Genomic DNA, 21,459 nt, shown 5'->3' with positions numbered 1-21,459 from the left:
AAATAGATAAGAGTGTGAAATGTCATTAACTTGGCTGACATTTGTCATGAAATAGAAAAATTCATCTTCTGAGTGTAAAAGCAATGCTAATATAGCCAAAAAAAGTGACCTGGAAATTTAATGCAGTCCCAACAACAAAGCTTAATTTATTTACATATTGCTGTCCTTTTATTTGGCGGTACCGCCTTATTCGCAAAGCTAATTGGTTTAAATGCATTAGATATTACCGCTTATCGCGCGGCTATCGCTGGGCTGGCAATTTGTGTGCTACTAACTTTGCAAAAAAAACCAATTAAGCTGCATCGCGCTAAAGATTATGTGATTGCCATTTTATTAGGCGTTGCCGTAGGTATTCACTGGGTAACCTATTTTGCAGGCATGCAATTAGCGGGAATTACCGTGGGCATGTTAGCCTTTTTTACCTATCCCGTGATCACGGTATTTTTAGAGCCCCTATTTAATAAAAGTAAGCCCAAAACAAAAGATATAATAAGTGCTGTGGTGGTGATTTTTGGCATTTATTTATTGATCCCTAACGTTAATTTAGGCGATGACATCACTTTAGGTGTTGTGACGGGCGTGGTATCAGCATTATTTTTTGCTCTTCGTAATATTACTCATAAACGCTACTTTAGCGAGTATGGTGGACCGCAAACCATGTTTTACCAAACCTTAGTGGCAAGCCTGATGCTGTGTGCTTTTATTGAAGTGCCCATAACAGAAATTAATGATACTGATTTAATATTGCTGCTTATTGCCGGTGTGGTGTTTACTGCGATGCCGCATTCGTTATTTGCAGCGAGTTTAAAACATTTATCAGCAGCGACCGCTGGATTGATTTCTTGCTTACAGCCCCTTTATGGCACAATACTGGCTATAATTATTCTGCACGAACGCCCCTCAGTGATGACCCTGATTGGTGGCGCACTGATTGTTAGTGCTGCGTGCTTTGAAACTTGGTCAATTTCACGGAAAAAGCAGCCATGAAAATATTTGCACATAGAGGCGCAAGCACACACTTCCCCGAAAATACGCAAAGCGCCATTATAGCGGCGTTAAAAGCGAATGTAGATGGCATTGAGGTTGATGTACAAAGCGCGCTTGATGATTACGTTATTATTCATGATACCTACCTCGATAGAACCACTAATGGCAAAGGCAAAGTGTGCGACTTTAGTGCCCAGCAAATTAAACAGTTTGATGCAGGAAATGGCGAACAAGTCCCTACTTTGCAGCAATTAATAGACTGGAATAATAACCAAACTTTACTCAATTTAGAGCTAAAGCATACCTTTGAACTTGAAAAGTTTGCAACCGTGCTTGAAAGTAACATTGCGAACAAAAAAATAACCGCAGACAATATTTTAGTTTCATCATTTAATCATCATCAACTACACTGGCTAAAGAGCCGTTTACCGTGGCTTAAAATTGGCACACTTACTGCATCAATTCCATTGCAGTATGCAAAGTTTGCACAAGACTTACAGGCCTACAGCATTCATATTGACAAAAACTTTATGAACAAACCGTTTGTAGACGATGCCAAAATGCGCGGTTTACAAGTATTTGCTTACACCGTAGATGAAGTCGAAGATATTAAACTGATGCTTGCCTGTGGTGTTGATGGTATTTTTACTAACGACCCTGAACGAACTAAGCATTATTTAGCGCAATTAAATGAACTATAACTAATTATTTAATTGCCATTTATGCTATAAAAACAATAATTTAGTAGGTCACTATTTAATGAGTAGCTACATGCGTATTTATAATTTTTTAGAACAAACACTGTTTTATACTTTAACCCGAAAAATAGTTGGGAATTTAAGTTTTGTTTTTTTATTTCAAGCCATTACTTTGTTTTGGTTGCACAGTAGCTTAACCGAAAACCAGCAAAGCACTGGCTTATTTTGGGCACTTGCGCTACTTATTATTGCAGGCTTTATTTTTACTATTTTTTATATGCGCTTTTTAATTGTGCGCCCGGTAAAAGCAATGCGCGATACGCTCATTAATATTAATCAACAAGATGCGAATTTAGCAGCCAAATTACCCCATTTCACGTTTGATGAATTTAGAGACTTAAGTGAGCAATACAATCAATTTACTACCCATTTAAATAGTTTATTAAGCACTACCTATACCAGCGCCCAAGAGAGTGTGCAGAGTAACAGCCAAGTAACGCAATCAATGCAGCACACAGAGCAGCTAAGCGAACAGCAAATTAATTTAAGCCACACCATTATTAATGCCAGTAACCAAATTACCCAAAGCCTGCAGGCTATAGTAAGCAACACTGATAGCGTACATCAGGTCAATAATGAACACCTTAATTTTGTAAAGCTCTCTGCTGGTGAGCTATCAAAACTAGTTGAGCAGGTAAGGCTTATTAATGAAATGCTGGGTAGTTTTTCTAAAACGATTGCGGGCTTGAAAGAGAACAGCGAAAACATTCGCAGTATTTTAAAAATGGTTGAAGAGTTTTCGGATCAAACTAACTTATTAGCACTAAATGCAGCCATAGAAGCGGCACGCGCTGGTGAAGCGGGGCGAGGTTTTGCCGTGGTTGCCGATGAAGTTCGTACCCTATCGGTTAAAGTAAGTGATGCAACCCGCCAAATTAGTGATTTTATTACCCAAATGAATGAGCTCGTTAATGAAACGAATAAAGAGTCAGAGCAATTAATAAACCACTCAAATAATGCGCAAACATCAATTAACACCACCTCTGATGGGTTTGGTAAAATGCTCAATGAGTTTGAACTTAATCAACAACAATTGCAGCAAATAGCCAATGCCGTACACTTGCTCGAAGATACCCAAAACCAAACGCATGAATCGGTTGAGCAAATTGTGGCGCTAGGCGAACAAGCCAAGCAACAAATAGATACAGCACTGCATGATTCTGAACAATCACAAAAGCTAAGCCAACAAACCCAACAACAGTTAAAACGCTTTGTAGATTAGGCAATAACAATTTCACCCAAGCCGCGATTATGCTAAATTAAGCGGCTTGTCATTTAACTGTGTGAAGTATGTGAGCGACGTAAAACCAAACTATGAACAGCTAGCCCAGCAAATAAAATTATGGGGCCAACAACTTGGCTTTAGTGAAGTGGGCATTACTGACATTGATTTAACTAAGCATGAAGCACAGCTTCAGCGTTGGCTTGATGCAGGGTATCATGGTTCAATGGATTACATGGCTACACATGGAATGAAACGCGCCCGCCCTAGCGAGCTAGTCCCTGGCACGCAACGAGTTATTTCAGTAAAAATGAATTACCTGCCGCCAGATTCAGGCTTTGCCAAAAACCTTAAAAATAACGAGAAAGCCTATATCAGCCGCTATGCGCTTGGCCGCGACTATCACAAATTAATGCGTAATCGGCTCAAGCAATTAGGTAAAAAAATTGAACAACAGGTAGGTGACTATGGCTTTAGGCCTTTTGTTGATTCAGCGCCAGTGCTTGAGCGTCAATTAGCTGAAAAAGCAGGGCTTGGCTGGCGAGGTAAACATTCTTTATTAATCAATAAAGAGGCTGGTTCTTGGTTTTTTTTAGGCGAGTTATTTGTAGATTTACCACTGCCTATTGATGATGAAAACACGTTCGAAGGTTGTGGTAAATGTATTGCCTGTATAACCCTTTGCCCTACCGGCGCTATTGTAGAACCTTATGTGGTAGATGCACGTAAATGCATATCGTATTTAACCATAGAGCATCAAGGGGCTATTCCAGAGCAATACCGAACCTTAATGGGTAACCGCATTTATGGTTGCGATGATTGCCAGTTAGTGTGCCCATGGAATCGCTATGGACAAATTACCGACGAGCAAGACTTCCATTCCCGTACACAATTAAAAAATAAAGACTTACTCGCGTTATTTGCCTGGGATGAAACTACCTTTTTAACAAATACCGAGGGCAGCCCTATTCGGCGTATTGGCCATGAGCGTTGGTTACGAAATATAGCGGTTGGCTTAGGCAACGCAGATTTTAGCCCAGCGATTATTCATGCACTTGAAGATAAACGCAAAACGGTCAGTGACATGGTGAATGAGCACATAGAATGGGCACTTACCCAGCAACATGATAAACAAAGACAAAAGCTGCGCAAAACAGCACGGCTAATACGGATTGTTGAAAAAGGCCTACCCAGAGACGCGTAAGCCTATTGCCTAAAAAACGCGACATAAAGTCACTGCTACAAGTTAATATATCTAATCGTAGTAAGGAATTTACCCCGCGCCTCGCAGCCCGTAGCCCGCACCTTTAGCCTTTAACCTTTAACCTTTAACCTTTAACCTTTAACCTTTTAACAATAAAGCAAGATCTTGCTCTATTTCTGCAAAGGCTTTTTTAACTTGATCTACTGACTCCTGACGTGCAACCGAGTTTTGTATGGTTTCGTCTACTTTTTTATAAATAAAAATTTCTTGGTCTTCATCCAATCCCATAGTTGGGATCCGCTCTTCGAGTTCTTCTTGTAAATGCTTAAATACTTTTTCATTATTAATACGACTGTCGTTCAACATCCCAATTAAACGATGAAACTTACTATGCACAGTACTGGCAACTTTATTTAACCGCTCCTGCTGCGATACCAGCATCTGCTTAGTGGTAATGGCTCGTAATTGTTGCTCGGTTACACTTACAATAAAGCAAATATGATCACGTATGCGTCCGTGCTTTTGCTCGTCATGCTCTGGCATATTTAAAATCAGTAAACTCACAAGCTCGTAGTTAACCAAAATGCGATGAGAAAACTCATGCAGTCGTCCTTTGCTTTTAAGCATTTCAAATAACTCAATTACAATTGGCGAACACACCCCATTGAGCGCAAAGTGCGACTTAGTATCGTTACATCTAAATTCAATATTACTTTGTAGGCCAAATGCCTGTAAGCATTCTACTAATGCTTTGCCAAGCTCTTGTATATCGTTAATAAAACCAATATTTTCAATGTAATTTACTATCTGACCCATTTCGCTGCTATTTGCCATGGCATTAAAGGCGGTAGAGGTCGCTTCTTTTACTTGCTTTTCAAGCTGTTGTTTTTCTATTAAGACTTGATTTAGTTTATTCAGTTTTTGCTTTAATTCGTCGTGCCCAAACGGTTTTACAATATAGTCTTCCGCGCCTACTGAATAACCTTCCATGCGCTCCTCAACCGTACCTCTTGCAGATACAAACATCACGATAATGTCATGGGTAATGGGGTTAGCTTTAAGCTCTTTACATACTTCATAACCATTCATTTCTGGCATACTTACATCAAGTAATATAACTTGAGGCATATACTCTTCAACCATACTTAAGCATTCAGGGCCGCTGGAAGCTAGCTTAAGTTCAAAATCAAGATCCTCTAATATTTCTTCAATTATTTCGAGGTTAAATGGTTCATCGTCGACTGCAAGAATTTTAGTTAAAACCATAATTTTTCATCCATATAAATTAAAAAAATTCGATTGTTAGCCGCTATTTTTCACTAATTGCTCATCAGCTAGGTATTCATCTAAGTTTATTTCTAAAGGAACTTGTATCGAAATTGTTGTTCCACCAAGGCTGTTATTGCATGCTTTAATACTGCCTTGATGCAATGAAACAAACTCACGACACAAGGTAAGACCCAACCCAGTTCCACCTGCACCACTATTCGTTTTACTGCTTTGCTCAAATTTATTAAAAACCGTTTCAAGTTCCTCTTCAGGTATTCCTATACCGCTATCTATCACTGCAATGTTTGCATTGTCATCGTCTCTTTGCATGACAACTTCAACAGTACTGTGCTCTTCACTAAATTTGAGTGCATTACTCAATACATTTCTCAAAACCTGATTTATTTGCTCTTCATCGCACTGTGCAACAATCGGCGCGTTATCAGAGCTAAAAACAATATTTATATCTTTTTCAATAGCAATACCGGCAACATCATCAATACTGGTTTTAACAATAGTCGCTAAATCATAAGCCCGTGGGTTGAATGGAAATTTACCAACATCTAATTTAGAAAGGTCGAGTAAATTATTAAGTAACGATAGTAGTCTTTGCCCACTTGATTCAATACGAGTTAAATACTTCAAAAGTTTATCTTTGCTAAAATCACCCTCTTGTAACTTGCTAATACCAAAACGTGAAAAGCTCAATATAGAGTGCATAGGGGTTCTTAGCTCATGCGACATATTTGCCAAAAACTCTGATTTACTTAGATTAGCCGCTTCGGCAATATTTTTCGCATGCTCAAGCTGTGAAGTACGTGCCCTTACTTGCTCTTCTAAAAGATCTTTGGCTTCCAACAGTAGATCTTCTTTTTGTTTTAAATGGCTAACATTTTTAAAAATAACCGCTAACGCTATTTCGCCATGGTGGTCTATTTCATTAAATGATCCAACTAGCGGAATTTTACTTCCGTCTTTATTTACAATGTGTAAGTCACAACTAAACTGACGATTACTGTTTAATGTAGAGATTTTATCTTTTATTGCCTGCACCGAGTCATCATCTAAAAAATGAAATAACGAGTGAGCAATGAGCTTTTTAAACTTTAAATTAAATAATTTTAAGCAGGCATCATTGGCCTCGACTATCTTGCCTTTGCGTTCAAATAATAAAATAGGATCGGGGGTATTTTTAAAAATGACCTGCAGTAGGCTGTCTTTTTCAATCAGCACATCAACTGTTTCTTGTAATCTTTCTACTAGCTCAGCATTGTGACGTTTTAGCAGCTCGGTTTGCCATAATTTATGTACAGCCTGTAGTAACACATTGTCATTTAAAGGCTTGATTAAAACATCTTCAACACCTTGGCGAATGGCTTCTAACATAGATTGTTCAGGGCGTGAGGTTACTAACAAGCAACGACTATGCGGTTGTATTTTTTTTAAACTCGAAAATATCTCTAAACCAGAACCCGGTTGTAAGCTAAAGTCACTGATTAAAATATCAATACTCCTGAGCTTGGCAATATTAATTGCTTCATCATGATTTGTTGCGGTGTATACCTCAATATGAGCGCCATAAAGGCTACTTTTGAGTGACTCTAATCGCTCATTAACATGATCAACGAGTAAAATTGTCGGTAGTTTAAAAATGTGATCTGGACCTATCTCTAATAAGGCCTCAATTAAAGACGTTATTTCTTTATTGGAAAAGAAGGGGTAGATAATGGTGGCATTGGGTATCAAGTCATTTAATTTGGAGAATGCGCTAAGCAACTCCCCTGATTCTGCTTTTGGCGCTAATAACAAAAATGATTGATAAGTCGCTTTTTCAACAACTATCGATACAACATCGGTTGGCACGCCTTGAGAAAATACCAGTAAGTCATAAATGTCTATGTCTGTATTTTCATCAAACATAGCAAAGTGGACTAATTCAACTTGGCAGCCAATTAGTTCTAATAACACTTTTAAGCGCATAGCAATCATGCTACTGCTATCAATAATAAGTATTTTTCTCGCCATTTAGACACACTTTAAAGAGTTAATTAAACACCTTTTCAGCATAGTCTAGAATTTTTGGTTTAGCGTAATCACCTACGTAAAAGTGAATTTTGCTGCCTTTTGTTATGGTACTAGGTTAAATGCTTACCAAAAATAGTCAGGCTGTACAGCTGATTGTCCATTCTTGCTACGTTAGGCAGCTCTCCCCATACTGCAAAATCAAAATGCTTAAATAATTTAATGCTCGGTTCGTTGTGACTAAAAATAAACCCAAGTAATACTTCTATATTAAGCTGCTTGGCTTGTTGTTGTGCAAATTGCATCAGCTTTTTACCCAACCCTTTTCCTTGGGCTGCTGCCGTAATGTAAATGCTTAACTCAACGGTGCCATCGTAAGCTGGGCGACCATAAAACGATTTATAACTAAGCCACGCTAATACTTGGTTGTTCTCACAGTAAACAAAAATAGGGCGTTGAGCAGTATGGCTATCAAACCAAGGTTGTTTATCAGCGACGGTCACCTCTTCGGTATCGGCGGTGACCATTCGACTAGGGATAGTTTCATTGTAAATAGCAACAATGGCAGTTAAATCATCAGGTTTTGCTAAACGTATAGTCATAGAAAATAAAGTAAAATTGATCAATTTAGCCTATAGTAGCGTATGATAAGTTACATAAATACTCTAAAAACGCACTTAAGGTAATAGCATGATAAAAAAAATAATACTTGGTTTAACCCTCGCGTTAAGTTGTGTTTCGCTAAATACATATGCCGCAGACTCGCCCGCCCCTTCATTAGATGCAAACACCTGCAATGACTTCACGAATGTTTCACTTAGAAAGTTGCGCTCAACTGAAACCATTAACTTATGTGATTTTAAGAACCAGCCTCTTTTAATTGTTAACACTGCGAGTAACTGCGGTTTTACGCCGCAATTTGAAGGTTTAGAAGCGCTTTATAATAAATACAAAGACGAAGGCTTGGTGGTATTAGGCTTTCCATCAGATGATTTTTTTCAAGAAGAGAATGATGAAAAAGATACCGCAAAAGTGTGTTATGTAAATTATGGTGTTACCTTCCCTATGCTGGCCACCAGCGCAGTACGTGGTAGTGACGCAAACCCTATTTTCAAGCATTTAAACGCCCAAACCAGTTCACCAAACTGGAACTTCTATAAATACGTGGTATCGGCCGATCGCAAAACGATTACCCGTTTTAACAGCCGCGTAGCACCGGATTCAGCAAAACTAGAAAGCGCAATCAAAAGTGCATTTTAACTTTGTGTTTTCAGTTTAACCTTACTAAGATGTTGCTATCAAATTTAAAAAACTAAACTTACAGGTAGGAGAACTTATGGCAGTTGCAAGTGCAAGGCACATACTCGTAGACAGTGAAGCACAATGTTTAGACCTTAAAGATAAAATTGAGCAAGGTGAAGACTTTGCAGAACTCGCTAAACTGCACTCTAATTGTCCATCAGGTCATGATGGTGGTGCATTAGGTGAGTTTGGCCCTGGTATGATGGTGCCTGAATTTGACAAGGTGGTATTTTCAGCGCCGCTAAATCAAGTACAAGGCCCTGTACAAACACAGTTTGGTTACCATTTATTAGAAGTAACCAGCCGCTCAGAGTAAGTAAATCGATTTATTAATAAAGCCGCATCAGCGGCTTTTTATTTATGTGGAGTTGGCAAAAGCCCCATTATGCAACTATTTGGCTCTATTCCTTCCCCTTATGTTCGCCGTATTAGAATCTGGGCACAACAAAACAATTGTGCGCTTGAATTTATTAATCTCGATATTTTTTCTAAAGACGATCGGCCGTTGGTGGTCACAAAAAATCCAGCAGCCAAAATCCCTATATTGGTCGATGACACGCTTACCCTAAGTGATTCAAATACCATACTGCGTTATTTACTTGAAAAAACCCAGCAACTCCCACTTACATGGCCTCAAGAGCACTTTTTAATTAGGGCCTGTTGATCTTTCAAGGTTAAATTTACAGTAGTCTGTTTGGTATTTAGGCAAGGCAGAGCCTATGTGATGTGGTTATTCCCCATAAATAGGCGATAACGTAGCATTAATGCCAAACAGGCGCTGCCGAAGGGTTCTGCCTAGGGGCGATTAACTCTTTGTTGCCTACATGGATGTAGGTAAGGGGCGTGAGCAGGACGCGGAAGCTTTGCTCGGTTTTTACTTAGCCCACTAGGTTACAAACCTCGCGCCGCGATTAAATCGTCCCTAGTTTGAACAAATTTTAATCCGTAAAGGTCAACAGGCCCTAGCATCAATGCCTGTAACGATTCATTCGTTAAATTACTGTTATGCCAACGTTCTGGATTTGACACGCAAGCTGATAAACTATTTTTTAATCTGCAAAATGAGCGAATTGCGCAAACATTACACTATTTAAATGATCATTTATGCGATGATGAATTTAAAAGCTGTGAATGCCTCAACATCAGTTTATACTGCTTACTTGATTGGGTATGCTTTCGTGAACTCACTGATTTTAGCGCGCAGCCGCAATTAGTTAAGTTTTATGAAGCGTTTAGTCAGCGTCAAGCAGCTAAAAATACCAACCCTCGACTTAAATTTTAAAAGGTGGATACATGAGCGATATCGAAATTGAATCACAACTAGTTAGCTTTGTAGAAAAAGTACGTGTTAGTGAGCAGATCTGGGCACTGGGTGCCGATGATGGTGGCTTTGTTGTATGTGAGTCAAATCAGTTTGACAACACCGATGTACTTTTACTGTGGGAATCACAAGACGCAGCACAAGCACAATGTAAAGAAGAGTGGCAAGATTACAGTCCAGTAGAAATAAACCTTGATGAGTTTTTAGATGATTGGGTTGAAGACCTAAAATCTGATGATGCATTAGTGGGTTTAAATTGGAATGACGATCAGGTGTGTGTAGAAATTGAACCGGTTGGTTTAGCTCGCGCGCTAAGCGAATAAGTTTTAGGCGTTAGTTCGCTGACATTATCCCAACTAACAGCAACGGTTAGTTGGGGTATAAAAATAATAAAAACTGTCAAGGTAATACGTTGAAAACCCATCTTGGTCGTCGTCCATTTTCAGCTATGGAGCTGCATACGCTCTATAACGGATATATTTATAGTGATACACGGCTTGCCCGCGAACAAGCTAAACACTGGCATTTCTGGCTGCCCTTAATTGCTTATTACAGTGGCGCTTACAGTGATGAAATTGGCTGCTTAACCCTTGATGACCTAATACTTAAAAATAATATTCTCTGTTTTAGTTTTCATACCCACGGTAAAATTAAGCCACGTTTAGTGCCTGTTCATCACGCCCTTATTAGCGCTGGGTTTAATGACTATTTAGCTTATGTAAAAGCACAAAATCACTCCCGTTTAATGTTTGATCTTCCCGCTAAAACAGGGCGCTATAGCGAAAAAGTGCGCATATGGTTTTCAGGAGAGGGTGAACGCGCAGGATATTTGCAAAAATGTGCAATTCCTTCGGTGGATCAACTCGGTATGAAAACCGCCATTAGTAGCTTACGGCTTAACTTTGAACAACAGATTCGTATTTATGCCCTGCAAGCAGGCAACAAAGACTGCTTTAATTATTTAATGGGCTTTAATGATTACCCTCATGATAACTTTAACGATATAGCCTTGTTAAATAAGGTGCTACAACAGATCCGGGTTATCAATTCCTACATTCATTGGCAGCGGTTTTTAGCCCGAGATAGCCACTGACAAACTTTGTTACTCTTTTCCTTAGCGATCTGCGCTTACTCTAGTAAAAAAAGCTGTTAGGATGAAGTGCCGTCTATATGACTGTTTCTAACAACAAAAAATCTAGGGATAACTATGTTTTTAAAAAGCCTCTTAACCGTGAGCGTTGCGCTTGCGATGAATGCTGCTCATGCTAACGAATTCGTCATTGAAAAACTCGCAAAGCCAAGTTCACAAAAAGTCGCTTTAACGCTCGACCCAAGTCAGGATACCTTTACAGGAATGACCGAGATCAGCTTAGAAGTGCTCAAACCAACACACTACATTGAGCTCAATGGTGTTGATTATGCAACTAAAATGGTGCAACTACTAGGTGAGCAAAACTGTGATTTGAACAGCGAAATGCTTAAAACAGGTAAAGTTAAATTTAGCTGTGAAGAGCAAATTCAGCCAGGTAAATACACCTTAAAAATAGATTTTTCAGCGCCTTATAACCGCCAGAGTGTGGGGTTATATAAAACCCTAGATCAAGGCGTTCCGTACTTGTTCACGCAATTTGAAATGAGTGATGCGCGCCGTGCATTTCCGGTGTTTGACGAACCAAGCTATAAAATTCCGTTTCAGTTAACCATTACCGCCCCCACCTCACAAAAAGTGTATTCAAATACACCTGAGCTAAAAACGACGGTGAATGGCGATATGACCACCCATTACTTTGATAAAACGCCACCAATTCCATCTTACTTAGTGGCTATGGCTGTAGGTCCATTTGAAGAGCTAGAAATTAAAGGCATGCCTATTCCTGGGCGTGTGATCACCCCACAAGGTAAAATTCATTTAGCGCAATATGCAAAAGAGAACATGCCTAAAGTACTGGGCGCACTTGAAGAGTACTTTGGTATTCCTTATGTATATAAAAAGCTAGATTCAGTGGCTGTTCCAGAGTTTCCGTTTGGCGCTATGGAAAACTCAGGCTTAGTGACTTACCGCGAAGATATTCTTCTGGTTGATTTAGAAGCTGCAACGCGTAGTAAAAAACAACGTAATGTCTCTATTATTGCCCATGAATTAGCTCACCAATGGTACGGTAACTTAGTGACTATGAAGTGGTGGAACGACTTATGGTTAAACGAGGCGTTTGCAAGCTGGATGGCGGCAAAAATTACTAAGCAGCTTAATCCTGAGTTTGAATCACACCTAGATTTACCACAAAACAACGTAATGGCGTTAGATGCACGTTTAAGCACTAAGCCAATTCGTAAACCAATTAAAACCGAAGCCGATATTATGGATGGTTTAGGCCTTGCCTACAGCAAAGGCAGCTCAGTACTGGCGATGGTTGAAAACTGGATTGGCGAAGAGGCATTTCAAGCTGGTATTCAGAACTACTTAAAAGAATTCTCCTATAAAAATGCAGAAGCTGCCGATTTATGGGAAGCACTTGGTAAGGCTTCAAATAAAGATGTAGCGAGCGTTTTAAAATCGTTTATTGAACAGTCGTCATTCCCGCTAATTAACGTTAAGCAGCAAGGTAAGAGCATTACGATTTCGCAAAGTCGTTTTGCCAATGCCGGTGTTGAAGCTCCTGCTCAACTGTGGAATGTACCGGTTGCGATTAAATATGGTGCTGGCGATAAAGTACAAACAGCCAATGTATTATTAAATAAACAAAGCCAAACGCTAGCATTAGACTTTGAACCAGAGTGGATTTATCCAGATCAAGGCGCGCTAGGTTATTACCGTTGGGTAATGGATGATGCGCAATTTAATGCGTTAATAGATAATGCAGCGAGCGTATTAAACGACCGTGAACGCTTAGCCCTATTATCGGCAACAGATGCCCTACTTGATGCCGGTGTCATTTCAGCGGCTAAATTAATGCAAACGCTTGAAGTATTTGCCAGCGATAGTCATCCGCGTGTTGCTAATACTGCTTTAGGTTATTTAGCGTCACAGCAGCGTACTTTTAAAGACGATAGCAATAAAGATTTATGGCCTACGTTTATTCAAAATGCGGTGATGCCTGCCGCTAAAAAATATGGCCTAGAAGCAAAAATGGGCGAAGATGGCGCAGTAGCTCAACTTCGTGCCGCGGTGGTATCACGCTTAGGGTTTGATGGTGAAGATAAAAATGTGATCAATAAAGCCAAACAGCAAACACAAGCTTACTTAAACGATCCACAAAAGGTAGACCCTTATTTAGCAGGTACTTATTTACGTCTTGCGGCTTTTCATGGGGATAAGGCGTTGCTAGATCAGTTTATGACAACCTTTAAAACCACCAAAGATCCACAAGTGCGTACCAATATGCTGGCAGCAATGGGTTACTTTGGTAAACCTGAACTACAAAAAGCGGTACTGGCGTATAGCTTAACAGACGAAGTAACGGCTTCTGATATGCGTACTATTTTATCGGGTCAAAGTTACACCGATGAACGCCAAGCACTGTTTATTGATTGGATTTATAACAACTACGATAAAGTAACAGCAAGCTTGCCACCATTTTTTGTGCCAAACTTACCTTACTTTACTACCGCCAGCTGTGACGCTGACAGTTTAGCTACAACGCAAAGTTTCTTTGACGCTAAACTGGATGCTGTACCCGGTTATGCGCGTACGTTAAGTAAACTTGCAGAGAGCACCAATGACTGTATTGCACTTAAAAACCGTGAACTGAAATCAGTCAATAGCTTTTTAAATAGTAAATAAACTAAAGTTTAAGGGTTAAAGGGTTAAAGGCTAAAGGTTTTATCTTGCACCTTTTGCCTTTAGCCCTTAGCCCGTCTATTAACCGCCAATAATCATCGTTAGCTTAGCTATAAACTCTTTTGCCGCTTGTTCAGAGTTAATTTTAAAGGCTACCCCATAATGAATAGGCTGCGTACTTTTATAAATACGGGTAGGAAAACGGGTCATTTCACTGCTATGAAAATAGCCTTGAGTACGCACAACCCCATCAATATCAGTAAAGTCATCGCTAAACACTTCAAATGCAGGGCGGATCACAATTTTACCTTTACCTGCTTCCGCATGGGTATAAAACGCTTCTTTAGAGTTTACTAGCATATACTCAGCTATGTTTTTTATTTTAAAGTTACTTCTACACTCTAGTTTGATCAGCTGCTCGGTTAACTCGTCTGCACTAAATGCCACGTGACTTTCCTTTTTATTTAATAGGGGGTTAGGGTCTGTTGACCTTTCAAGGTTAAATTTGCAGCAGTCTGTTTGGTATTTAGGCAAGGTAAAGCCTATGTGGTGTGGTTATTCCCCATAAATAGGCGATAACGCAGCATCAATGCCAAACAGACACTGCCCTTCGGGTTCTGCCTAGGGGCGATTTACTCTTTGTTGCTCGGTTTTTACTTAGCCCACTAGGTTACAAACCTCGCGCCGCGATTAAACCGCCCCTAGTTTGAACAAATTGTAATCCGCAAAGGTCAACAGACCCTAGACTAACTCATGCATGAGTGAAAGTCCGAAATTTATTTATTCACTACACACAAAAGCTAATTGCTGATTTTTATAACTCAACCGGCTTATTTCAGTATCGCAATATTGGCTTAAATCAAGCCACTGCGATATAGCAGAGCCGCGCGTTAATTTACGCTGGTAAACACGGTTTTTAATTGCGTAAGCAATGGTATTTTCATCTTTTAAGATGAAATCTTGTACTTGGTTTGGCAGTCTAAGTATATCGGTAACTTGCTTTGTTTGTGGATCAAAACGCGCTAAGTGATGCTGCCCATGTTTACTATGGCTAAATAAAAACTCAGCCTGCGCTTTATTATAAATAAGCGTGCGACCAATATCGCTTGCTACCACCTCACCTTTTGCCGCAGCAACCGAGGTATATTGCAAAGTGTGTGGTTCGCCTAAAATAAACATCACTAAATCGTTGTTACTTCCCCAAGCGTGATAGCCTACAGGTTCAATCCAATCAAAAATACGACTTGCAGCCAACTCGGGTGCCAACGGATATTGCCATAGCTTTTGTTTACCATCGTCTTCAACGACAATCGCCGATAAGTGCTGCCCATCCGGTGTTAAAGTGGGCGAGTATTCACTTTGTGGCGTATTAGTGACCATAGAGGTTTGTTTTGATGATAAGCTGTAAAGCGCAATATCTGTTTGACTCTGGTCATTACTGATTATTTCTCGGGTATAGTATAGGCCGGTGTCGGTTAAATGGGGTTGATTGTTATAGCTCGTTTTATCACTAACAATGCTTACACGTATACCATGTGGAGTATTTAAATCGGCGAGCAAAATTTGGCTTTTAGGCATACTTGCCTGAGCAATATCTAGCGTTAAAGCATTTATAGCTATAAGCCCTAACAACGGTTTAATCAGTTTCATGCTTTCTCTCGTTTTAATTTTAAGCACCTCATGATAACGTTATTTACTGATGACGTCACTTGACCTAAGTCAGTCAACTCTTTATAACTAACGGGTCATAAAAAAGAGAACAAACATGTCAGCTAAACACCCTATTATTGCAATCACCGGTTCATCTGGAGCGGGCACAACGACCACCACTAACGCCGTGAAGCATATTTTCCGTAGCCTTGATATCAATGCGGCATTTATCGAAGGTGATAGCTTTCATCGTTATACACGTCCTGAAATGGACAAAAAAATTCGTGAAGCACAGCAAGAAAGTAAACACATTAGCTATTTTGGCCGAGAAGCTAACGACTTTGGCGCCTTAGAAGACTTATTTACTAAATACGGTGAAACCGGCGAAGGAAAACTTCGTCGTTATTTACACACCTTTGATGAAGCCGTGCCTTATAACCAGTTACCTGGGACATTTACCCCATGGCAAGAACTTGAGCAAAATACAGATCTGATGTTTTACGAGGGTCTACATGGCGGTGTAGTTGATGAAGATCATGATGTTGCTAAACATGTTGATTTACTCATAGGCATGGTGCCTATTATTAACCTTGAATGGATCCAAAAGCTCATTCGCGACACCTCAGAACGCGGCCACTCTCGTGAAAAAGTCATGGACTCTATTGTGCGCAGTATGGATGACTACATTAATCATATAACGCCGCAATTTTCTCGTACCCATATTAACTTTCAGCGAGTCCCCACCGTTGATACTTCCAACCCATTTAGCGCTAAAGATATCCCCTCCCTTGATGAAAGCTTTGTTGTGATTCGCTTTAGGGGGATTGATGATGTTGATTTTCCGTATTATTTGCGGATGATTGAAGGCAGTTTTATGTCGCGTATAAACACCTTAGTGGTGCCTGGTGGTAAAATGGGTCTCGCGATGGAACTGGTGCTCACGCCTCTAATAAAAGATATTATTTTGAAAAAACGCGCCTTAGCAAAGTTAGCCCCGCCTGAAATTCCTATTTAGACTCTTTTTTGTGAACCCTAACTCACGTACACTGCTGATTTTAAGTATGACGAGTTTAATATGTCGCAATCAATTAAAATTATTGTTGGGTCTAAAAACCCAGTAAAAATCAATGCCGCTAAACATATTTTTGCGATGTATTTTCCTGAGCGTGTAATCGAATGTAGTAGTGTTCACGCGCCCTCAGAGGTACCCGATCAACCCTTAGGTGAAGAGCAAACCTGCTTAGGGGCACAAAATCGCGTTAATTACTGTAAAAACCACTATCAGGCAGACTACTATGTGGCGATGGAAGGTGGTGCAGCGCAATTTAGCTATGGTGCGGCAACCTTTGCCTATGTAGTTATTGATAATGGCGCACAGCAAGTTACAGGCCGAAGCAGTAACTTACCCCTGCCCACTGTGTTTTATAAAGCATTGCTTCAAGGTGAAGAGCTTGGTGACGTGATGGATAAAGCCTTTAATACCACCAATATTAAACAGCAAGGGGGTGCTATTGGCTTGTTAACTGATCATCATGCAACACGAGAAAGTACCTATACTCAAGCGCTGACACTCGCCATGGCGCCTTTTCTTAATCCCACTCTATATAATCAATAACGGATGTTTTAATGAAGTATAACTACGTATTATTTGATGCCGACGAAACCTTATTTAGCTTTAATGCCTTTGCTGGCCTTAAAAACATGCTAGCAACCTATGACATGGATTTTACCGAGGCAGATTATGCCCATTATCAAAACACCAATAAGTCATTATGGATTGCTTATCAAAACAACGAGATCACCTCAAGTCACTTACAAGTAACTCGTTTTAGCGAACTGGCAAATAAACTAGATGTGCCAGCTCAACAGCTCAATGATGATTTTTTATCAGCAATGGCCGAAATTTGTATGCCTTTACCCGGCGCCGTTGAATTATTAAATGCCCTTAAACCCCATGCCAAGCTGGGCATTATTACCAATGGTTTTTCTCAGTTACAAGCACGTCGCCTAGCGCATACAGGGCTGCAAGATATGTTTGACTGGTTGGTTATTTCTGAGCAAGTCGGCATTGCTAAACCTGCAAAAGAGATATTTGAGCACACCTTTAACTTAATGGGTAATCCACCGAAAGAGCAAATTTTAATGGTCGGTGATACCGCCAGCAGTGATATTCTTGGCGGTCAAAATGTGGGAATTGACACTTGTTGGCTGCAACATCCTGGCGTGAACTTGCCTGAGGGAATTAAACCAACATATCAGGTAACCCAGCTTAAACAGTTGCAAACTATATTAGGACTTTGATAATAAAAGCCTGAGTGTAATTTAGCTGTTTAGCTAATTAACAAACAAAAAAATGACGCTAATAAGCGTCATTTTTTATAACTGTATATAAGTGATTAACTAATTAGGCGTTAGCTAGCTCAAGGCCGGGTGCAGGCATCGTCACAGGCGTTTCAAAGGTTGCCCACTCCCATGCTGACTCAGTTGCCATAATTTTGCGTAGTAACTTATTATTTAAATCATGACCTGATTTAAATGCGGTTACTTTGCCTAAAAGGTTGTGACCTGTCATAAACATGTCACCTACACAGTCTAGAATCTTATGCTTGACGAACTCGTCTGCGTAACGCAAACCGTTCGGATTTAAAACTTTAAATTCATCAAGTACCACTGCGCTATCCATGCTGCCACCTAGTGCTAGGTTGTTCGCATGCATGTATTCAATGTCTTTCATAAAGCCAAAAGTACGCGCACGGCTTATCTCTTCAGTAAAGCTTTGTGCCGTAATATCTAAACCAACGCGTTGGCGGCTTTCATTGATTGCAGGGTGATCGAAGGCAATTTCGAAATCGATGTGGAATCCGTCGTAAGGTTCTACTTCGGCCCATTTATCACCTTCTTCAATACGTACTTTTTCTTTAATACGAATAAAGCGTTTTGCAACATTTTGCTCTTCAATGCCGCCTTTTTGTAATAAATAAATGAATGGCAATGCACTACCATCCATTATTGGTACTTCTGAGCTATCAAGTTCAACAATTAAATTGTCGATTCCCATTGCCGCAACCGCCGCAATTAAGTGCTCAGTAGTCGATAAGCGAACGCCATCTTTGTTAATTAAACAGGTACACAATTGCGTATCACCAACGGCTTCAGGTGTTGTTTCAAAATCAACAACCGGATCAAGGTCGACACGACGAAATACAATCCCAGTATTTGCGCTCGCAGGTCGGAGAGTTATTGTGACCTTCTCACCTTTATGAAGTCCAATTCCTATGGCTTTGACTACTTGTGCAATCGTACGCTGTTTAATCATAGGTTCGCTCACTTTAGTATATATTACAGTTAGACGGCGGAGTGTAGCATAAATACGGTATAACTACAATATTCGTTCACATTTCGCACAAAAGTACTGTTTTTTATTAATCTGCTTGTTTACGTAAAAAAGCAGGGATGTCGAAATAATCGCCACCTTCAGATTTATCTGTTTTCTTAGCACTACTTGACGACGTATTCGCTGAAGAACTTGAAGAGCTCGTCGATGTGCTTTGCTCTTTTGATTCTGTTTGCAATGTCGTGTCAGGCTCTTCAGTCGTGCTTGCGCCTTGGCTTGCAAAGCTAGGAACATACATGCTGCTGCTTGTTTGCGTGCTTGAACTGGCTACATCAGAACCTGATGCTTTTTTAAAGCCATTATCTACAATACCAAACTGTGGACGACGATCGCCGCCTAAGCCAGTTGCAACAACCGTTACACGTAGCTCGTCTGTCATTTCAGGGTCGATTACCGCACCCACAACCACCGTTGCGTTTTCAGACGCTAGCGCCTTAACGTGATTACCTACGATTTCAAATTCTTCAATCGCGATATCCATGCCGGCAGTAATATTAACCAAGATACCTTTAGCACCGGTTAAATCAACGTCTTCTAGTAATGGGCTTGAAATAGCCGCTTCTGCTGCTTCTTGTGCACGATCAGGACCCGAGGCAGATGCAGTCCCCATCATGGCTGTACCCATTGCAGACATAACAGTACGTACGTCGGCGAAATCCACGTTAATTAGACCCGAGCGTGTGATTAGCTCAGCAATACCCTGTACCGCACCAAATAATACGTCATTTGCTTTAGCAAACGCATCCAGTAAAGTTGTCCCTTTACCTAATACTTTTAGTAATTTGTTATTTGGAATAGTAATTAACGAGTCCACGATTTCAGACAATTCGCTAATCCCCTGCTCTGCAGCAGCAGCACGTTTTTTACCTTCAAAATCAAATGGACGCGTTACAACTGCCACGGTTAGAATGCCCAGCTCTTTAGCAATTTTAGCCACGACTGGCGCTGCTCCGGTCCCTGTACCGCCGCCCATACCTGCCGCTATAAATACCATATCGGCGCCTTCAAGGCTGGCACGAATCGTTTCTGCGTCTTCTTCAGCCGACTGACGGCCTACTTCAGGGTTTGCACCCGCACCTAACCCAGAGGTTATTTGCGTACCTAATTGTACCGTTACATCAGCGGCTGAATTACGTAATGCTTGTGCATCCGTATTCGCTGCAATAAAACGAACACCTTCTATTTGTTGTTTTACCATGTGCTCAACTGCGTTACCGCCGCCGCCACCAACACCGATTACTTTTATTACAGCTTCTTCGCTGTGTTGTTCCATTATATCAAACATATTTACTCTCCGACTTGAGTACTAAAACTCGCCTTGAAACCATTTTGTGATGCGGTTCCACCAATTATTATTATCATCCGCTTTCGACTTTTGTGCATTCATCGACTGCATAGTACGCCCGTATTGTAACAAACCTACAGCGGTTGCGTACGATGGATCATCAACATAATCAGTTAAACCTACTACACCAATTGGTTTACCTATTCTTACTGGCATCTGAAAAATATCTTCAGCCACTTCCATTGCGCCAGTCATTTTAGCAGTTCCGCCAGTAATGACGAGACCTGCTGCAATTTGGTCTTCTAATCCTGAACGACGAATTTCTTCCATCGCCAGTTCAAATAATTCTCTAAAACGTGGCTCAACCACTTCTGATAACGTGTGCCTAGACATCAGTCTTGCTGGTCGCCCACCTACGCTTGGCACTTCAATCGTGTCTTCGCTGCTCGCCATTTGGCTACTTGCACAGGCATATTGTACTTTGAGTGACTCAGCATGTGATATAGGTGTACGAAATATTTTTGCAATATCACCGGTTACTTGGTTACCGGCCACCGGAATAACCGCCGAATGACGCAGCGCACCATTAATATAAATAGTGATATCCATAGTACCACCACCAATATCAAGCACCGCAACACCTAACTCTTTTTCGTCATCCGTCAGTACGGAATAACACGAAGCAAGCGCTGTGAATATAAGTTGGTCAACTTCAAGCCCGCAACGTTCAACACATTTTTCTATATTTTTAGCCATGTCGTTGGAACAGGTAATAATGTGCGCGCGTGCTTCCATGCGCACACCGCTCATGCCGAGTGGGTTTTTAATCCCCTCTTGCATGTCAATGCTGTACTCTTGCGGCAAAGCATGCAACATTTTGCGTTCAGCTGAAATTGGCACTGAACGAGCAATGTGTATTACATTTTCAATGTCTTCATCGGTTACTTCGGTGTTATTAATAGCCACAACACCGCTTTCGTTCTGACACTGAATATGCTTGCCAGAAATACCCAAATAAACCGAGCTAATACGACAATCAGCCATCAATTCGGCTTCATCTATAGCGCGGCGAATAGACTCAGACACTAAATTTAAATCGTTAACACCGCCTTTATCCATTCCATGAGATACTTGGCTCCCCACGCCAACAATGCTGAGCTTGTTATCTGTGGTGATTTCACCTACCGTGGCCACTACTTTAGAAGTGCCAACGTCTAATCCAATCACTAGGTTTCTTTCTGCTGACTTAGTCATGCCTTACTCTTTA

The 21,459-nt window shown here is 40.5% G+C and carries 21 protein-coding genes; 13 read left to right on the top strand and 8 right to left on the bottom strand.

Features of this window, described 5'->3' with window-relative positions:
- Positions 1–120: 120 nt before the first annotated feature.
- The 4 genes from ACTRWE_RS08095 (at position 121) to queG (ending at position 4,171) form a co-directional block, all read left to right on the top strand.
- The gene (locus ACTRWE_RS08095; RefSeq protein WP_024601220.1) at positions 121–987 is read left to right on the top strand and encodes a DMT family transporter; all 867 of its coding nucleotides are present in this window, start codon (positions 121–123) and stop codon (positions 985–987) included.
- Entirely contained in the window at positions 984–1,688 is a 705-nt protein-coding gene (locus ACTRWE_RS08090; protein ID WP_462879798.1) for a glycerophosphodiester phosphodiesterase, read from the top strand. The genes ACTRWE_RS08095 and ACTRWE_RS08090 overlap by 4 nt, the downstream gene beginning before the upstream one ends.
- A gap of 58 nt (positions 1,689–1,746) precedes the next feature.
- Positions 1,747–2,967: a methyl-accepting chemotaxis protein gene (locus ACTRWE_RS08085; protein ID WP_033104345.1), complete on the top strand. Its 1,221-nt coding sequence runs from the start codon at positions 1,747–1,749 to the stop codon at positions 2,965–2,967.
- 70 nt (positions 2,968–3,037) lie between these two features.
- Positions 3,038–4,171, top strand: a complete 1,134-nt coding sequence (gene queG, locus ACTRWE_RS08080) for a tRNA epoxyqueuosine(34) reductase QueG (RefSeq protein ID WP_462879797.1) — start codon at positions 3,038–3,040, stop codon at positions 4,169–4,171.
- A 138-nt stretch (positions 4,172–4,309) separates the two neighbouring features.
- Here the strand turns inward: queG and ACTRWE_RS08075 are convergent, their stop codons facing one another.
- The 3 genes from ACTRWE_RS08075 to ACTRWE_RS08065 all read right to left on the bottom strand — a co-directional run bounded on the left by ACTRWE_RS08075 (position 4,310) and on the right by ACTRWE_RS08065 (position 8,064).
- Positions 4,310–5,437, bottom strand: a complete 1,128-nt coding sequence (locus ACTRWE_RS08075; RefSeq protein ID WP_462879796.1) for a response regulator — start codon at positions 5,435–5,437, stop codon at positions 4,310–4,312.
- A 36-nt stretch (positions 5,438–5,473) separates the two neighbouring features.
- Positions 5,474–7,465, bottom strand: coding sequence for an ATP-binding protein (locus ACTRWE_RS08070; protein WP_013464076.1), 1,992 nt, complete (start codon positions 7,463–7,465; stop codon positions 5,474–5,476).
- A gap of 110 nt (positions 7,466–7,575) precedes the next feature.
- Positions 7,576–8,064 (bottom strand): GNAT family N-acetyltransferase, encoded by a 489-nt coding sequence (locus ACTRWE_RS08065; RefSeq protein ID WP_013464075.1) that lies wholly within the window; start codon positions 8,062–8,064, stop codon positions 7,576–7,578.
- A gap of 88 nt (positions 8,065–8,152) precedes the next feature.
- Here ACTRWE_RS08065 and ACTRWE_RS08060 point away from each other — a divergent pair, with 88 nt between their 5' ends.
- The 6 genes from ACTRWE_RS08060 (at position 8,153) to ACTRWE_RS08035 (ending at position 13,866) form a co-directional block, all read left to right on the top strand.
- Entirely contained in the window at positions 8,153–8,722 is a 570-nt protein-coding gene (locus ACTRWE_RS08060; RefSeq protein ID WP_462879795.1) for a glutathione peroxidase, read from the top strand.
- Between the two features lie 76 nt (positions 8,723–8,798).
- Complete coding sequence (locus ACTRWE_RS08055; protein WP_462879794.1) at positions 8,799–9,080, top strand: peptidylprolyl isomerase; 282 nt, start codon at positions 8,799–8,801, stop codon at positions 9,078–9,080.
- Between the two features lie 69 nt (positions 9,081–9,149).
- Complete coding sequence (locus ACTRWE_RS08050; protein ID WP_462879793.1) at positions 9,150–9,428, top strand: glutathione S-transferase family protein; 279 nt, start codon at positions 9,150–9,152, stop codon at positions 9,426–9,428.
- A gap of 629 nt (positions 9,429–10,057) precedes the next feature.
- Complete coding sequence (locus tag ACTRWE_RS08045) at positions 10,058–10,408, top strand: DUF2750 domain-containing protein (RefSeq protein ID WP_462879792.1); 351 nt, start codon at positions 10,058–10,060, stop codon at positions 10,406–10,408.
- Positions 10,409–10,497: 89 nt separating this feature from the next.
- Positions 10,498–11,178, top strand: coding sequence for a site-specific integrase (locus ACTRWE_RS08040; protein ID WP_462879791.1), 681 nt, complete (start codon positions 10,498–10,500; stop codon positions 11,176–11,178).
- 114 nt (positions 11,179–11,292) lie between these two features.
- Positions 11,293–13,866: a M1 family metallopeptidase gene (locus ACTRWE_RS08035; protein ID WP_462879790.1), complete on the top strand. Its 2,574-nt coding sequence runs from the start codon at positions 11,293–11,295 to the stop codon at positions 13,864–13,866.
- 78 nt (positions 13,867–13,944) lie between these two features.
- Here the strand turns inward: ACTRWE_RS08035 and ACTRWE_RS08030 are convergent, their stop codons facing one another.
- The gene (locus ACTRWE_RS08030; protein WP_013464067.1) at positions 13,945–14,310 is read right to left on the bottom strand and encodes a hypothetical protein; all 366 of its coding nucleotides are present in this window, start codon (positions 14,308–14,310) and stop codon (positions 13,945–13,947) included.
- Between the two features lie 333 nt (positions 14,311–14,643).
- Entirely contained in the window at positions 14,644–15,513 is an 870-nt protein-coding gene (locus ACTRWE_RS08025; protein WP_013464066.1) for a TolB-like translocation protein, read from the bottom strand.
- Between the two features lie 115 nt (positions 15,514–15,628).
- Here ACTRWE_RS08025 and ACTRWE_RS08020 point away from each other — a divergent pair, with 115 nt between their 5' ends.
- From ACTRWE_RS08020 to yjjG, 3 genes are read left to right on the top strand one after another with little or no spacing between them, the layout of a single operon-like run.
- Positions 15,629–16,528, top strand: coding sequence for a phosphoribulokinase (locus ACTRWE_RS08020; RefSeq protein WP_008114793.1), 900 nt, complete (start codon positions 15,629–15,631; stop codon positions 16,526–16,528).
- Positions 16,529–16,588: 60 nt separating this feature from the next.
- A complete protein-coding gene (gene yjjX, locus ACTRWE_RS08015; protein ID WP_036956005.1) occupies positions 16,589–17,128 on the top strand; it encodes an inosine/xanthosine triphosphatase in 540 nt (179 codons plus the stop codon).
- Positions 17,129–17,139: 11 nt separating this feature from the next.
- Entirely contained in the window at positions 17,140–17,814 is a 675-nt protein-coding gene (gene yjjG, locus ACTRWE_RS08010; RefSeq protein WP_013464063.1) for a pyrimidine 5'-nucleotidase, read from the top strand.
- Between the two features lie 103 nt (positions 17,815–17,917).
- Here the strand turns inward: yjjG and lpxC are convergent, their stop codons facing one another.
- From lpxC to ftsA, 3 genes are all read right to left on the bottom strand, one after another.
- Positions 17,918–18,829 (bottom strand): UDP-3-O-acyl-N-acetylglucosamine deacetylase, encoded by a 912-nt coding sequence (gene lpxC / locus ACTRWE_RS08005; protein WP_013464062.1) that lies wholly within the window; start codon positions 18,827–18,829, stop codon positions 17,918–17,920.
- 106 nt (positions 18,830–18,935) lie between these two features.
- Positions 18,936–20,192 (bottom strand): cell division protein FtsZ, encoded by a 1,257-nt coding sequence (gene ftsZ, locus ACTRWE_RS08000; protein WP_138563351.1) that lies wholly within the window; start codon positions 20,190–20,192, stop codon positions 18,936–18,938.
- A 21-nt stretch (positions 20,193–20,213) separates the two neighbouring features.
- Entirely contained in the window at positions 20,214–21,446 is a 1,233-nt protein-coding gene (gene ftsA / locus ACTRWE_RS07995; RefSeq protein WP_013464060.1) for a cell division protein FtsA, read from the bottom strand.
- Positions 21,447–21,459 lie beyond the last annotated feature (13 nt).

Source organism: Pseudoalteromonas sp. G5_S1_54_S4, from assembly GCF_054968565.1.
This window is presented reverse-complemented; position numbering and strand designations above follow the sequence as displayed.

Bases quoted from the DNA above. Each gene is read 5' to 3' on its own strand.
- lpxC (WP_013464062.1), bottom strand. From the start codon at position 18,829: ATGATTAAACAGCGTACGATTGCACAAGTAGTCAAAGCCATAGGAATT.
- ACTRWE_RS08020 (WP_008114793.1), top strand. From the start codon at position 15,629: ATGTCAGCTAAACACCCTATTATTGCAATCACCGGTTCATCTGGAGCG.
- ACTRWE_RS08050 (WP_462879793.1), top strand. From the start codon at position 9,150: ATGCAACTATTTGGCTCTATTCCTTCCCCTTATGTTCGCCGTATTAGA.
- ftsZ (WP_138563351.1), bottom strand. From the start codon at position 20,192: ATGTTTGATATAATGGAACAACACAGCGAAGAAGCTGTAATAAAAGTA.
- ftsA (WP_013464060.1), bottom strand. From the start codon at position 21,446: ATGACTAAGTCAGCAGAAAGAAACCTAGTGATTGGATTAGACGTTGGC.
- ACTRWE_RS08070 (WP_013464076.1), bottom strand. From the start codon at position 7,465: ATGGCGAGAAAAATACTTATTATTGATAGCAGTAGCATGATTGCTATG.
- yjjG (WP_013464063.1), top strand. From the start codon at position 17,140: ATGAAGTATAACTACGTATTATTTGATGCCGACGAAACCTTATTTAGC.
- ACTRWE_RS08090 (WP_462879798.1), top strand. From the start codon at position 984: ATGAAAATATTTGCACATAGAGGCGCAAGCACACACTTCCCCGAAAAT.
- ACTRWE_RS08060 (WP_462879795.1), top strand. From the start codon at position 8,153: ATGATAAAAAAAATAATACTTGGTTTAACCCTCGCGTTAAGTTGTGTT.
- ACTRWE_RS08035 (WP_462879790.1), top strand. From the start codon at position 11,293: ATGTTTTTAAAAAGCCTCTTAACCGTGAGCGTTGCGCTTGCGATGAAT.
- ACTRWE_RS08045 (WP_462879792.1), top strand. From the start codon at position 10,058: ATGAGCGATATCGAAATTGAATCACAACTAGTTAGCTTTGTAGAAAAA.
- ACTRWE_RS08065 (WP_013464075.1), bottom strand. From the start codon at position 8,064: ATGACTATACGTTTAGCAAAACCTGATGATTTAACTGCCATTGTTGCT.
- yjjX (WP_036956005.1), top strand. From the start codon at position 16,589: ATGTCGCAATCAATTAAAATTATTGTTGGGTCTAAAAACCCAGTAAAA.
- ACTRWE_RS08025 (WP_013464066.1), bottom strand. From the start codon at position 15,513: ATGAAACTGATTAAACCGTTGTTAGGGCTTATAGCTATAAATGCTTTA.
- ACTRWE_RS08085 (WP_033104345.1), top strand. From the start codon at position 1,747: ATGAGTAGCTACATGCGTATTTATAATTTTTTAGAACAAACACTGTTT.
- ACTRWE_RS08095 (WP_024601220.1), top strand. From the start codon at position 121: ATGCAGTCCCAACAACAAAGCTTAATTTATTTACATATTGCTGTCCTT.
- ACTRWE_RS08055 (WP_462879794.1), top strand. From the start codon at position 8,799: ATGGCAGTTGCAAGTGCAAGGCACATACTCGTAGACAGTGAAGCACAA.
- ACTRWE_RS08075 (WP_462879796.1), bottom strand. From the start codon at position 5,437: ATGGTTTTAACTAAAATTCTTGCAGTCGACGATGAACCATTTAACCTC.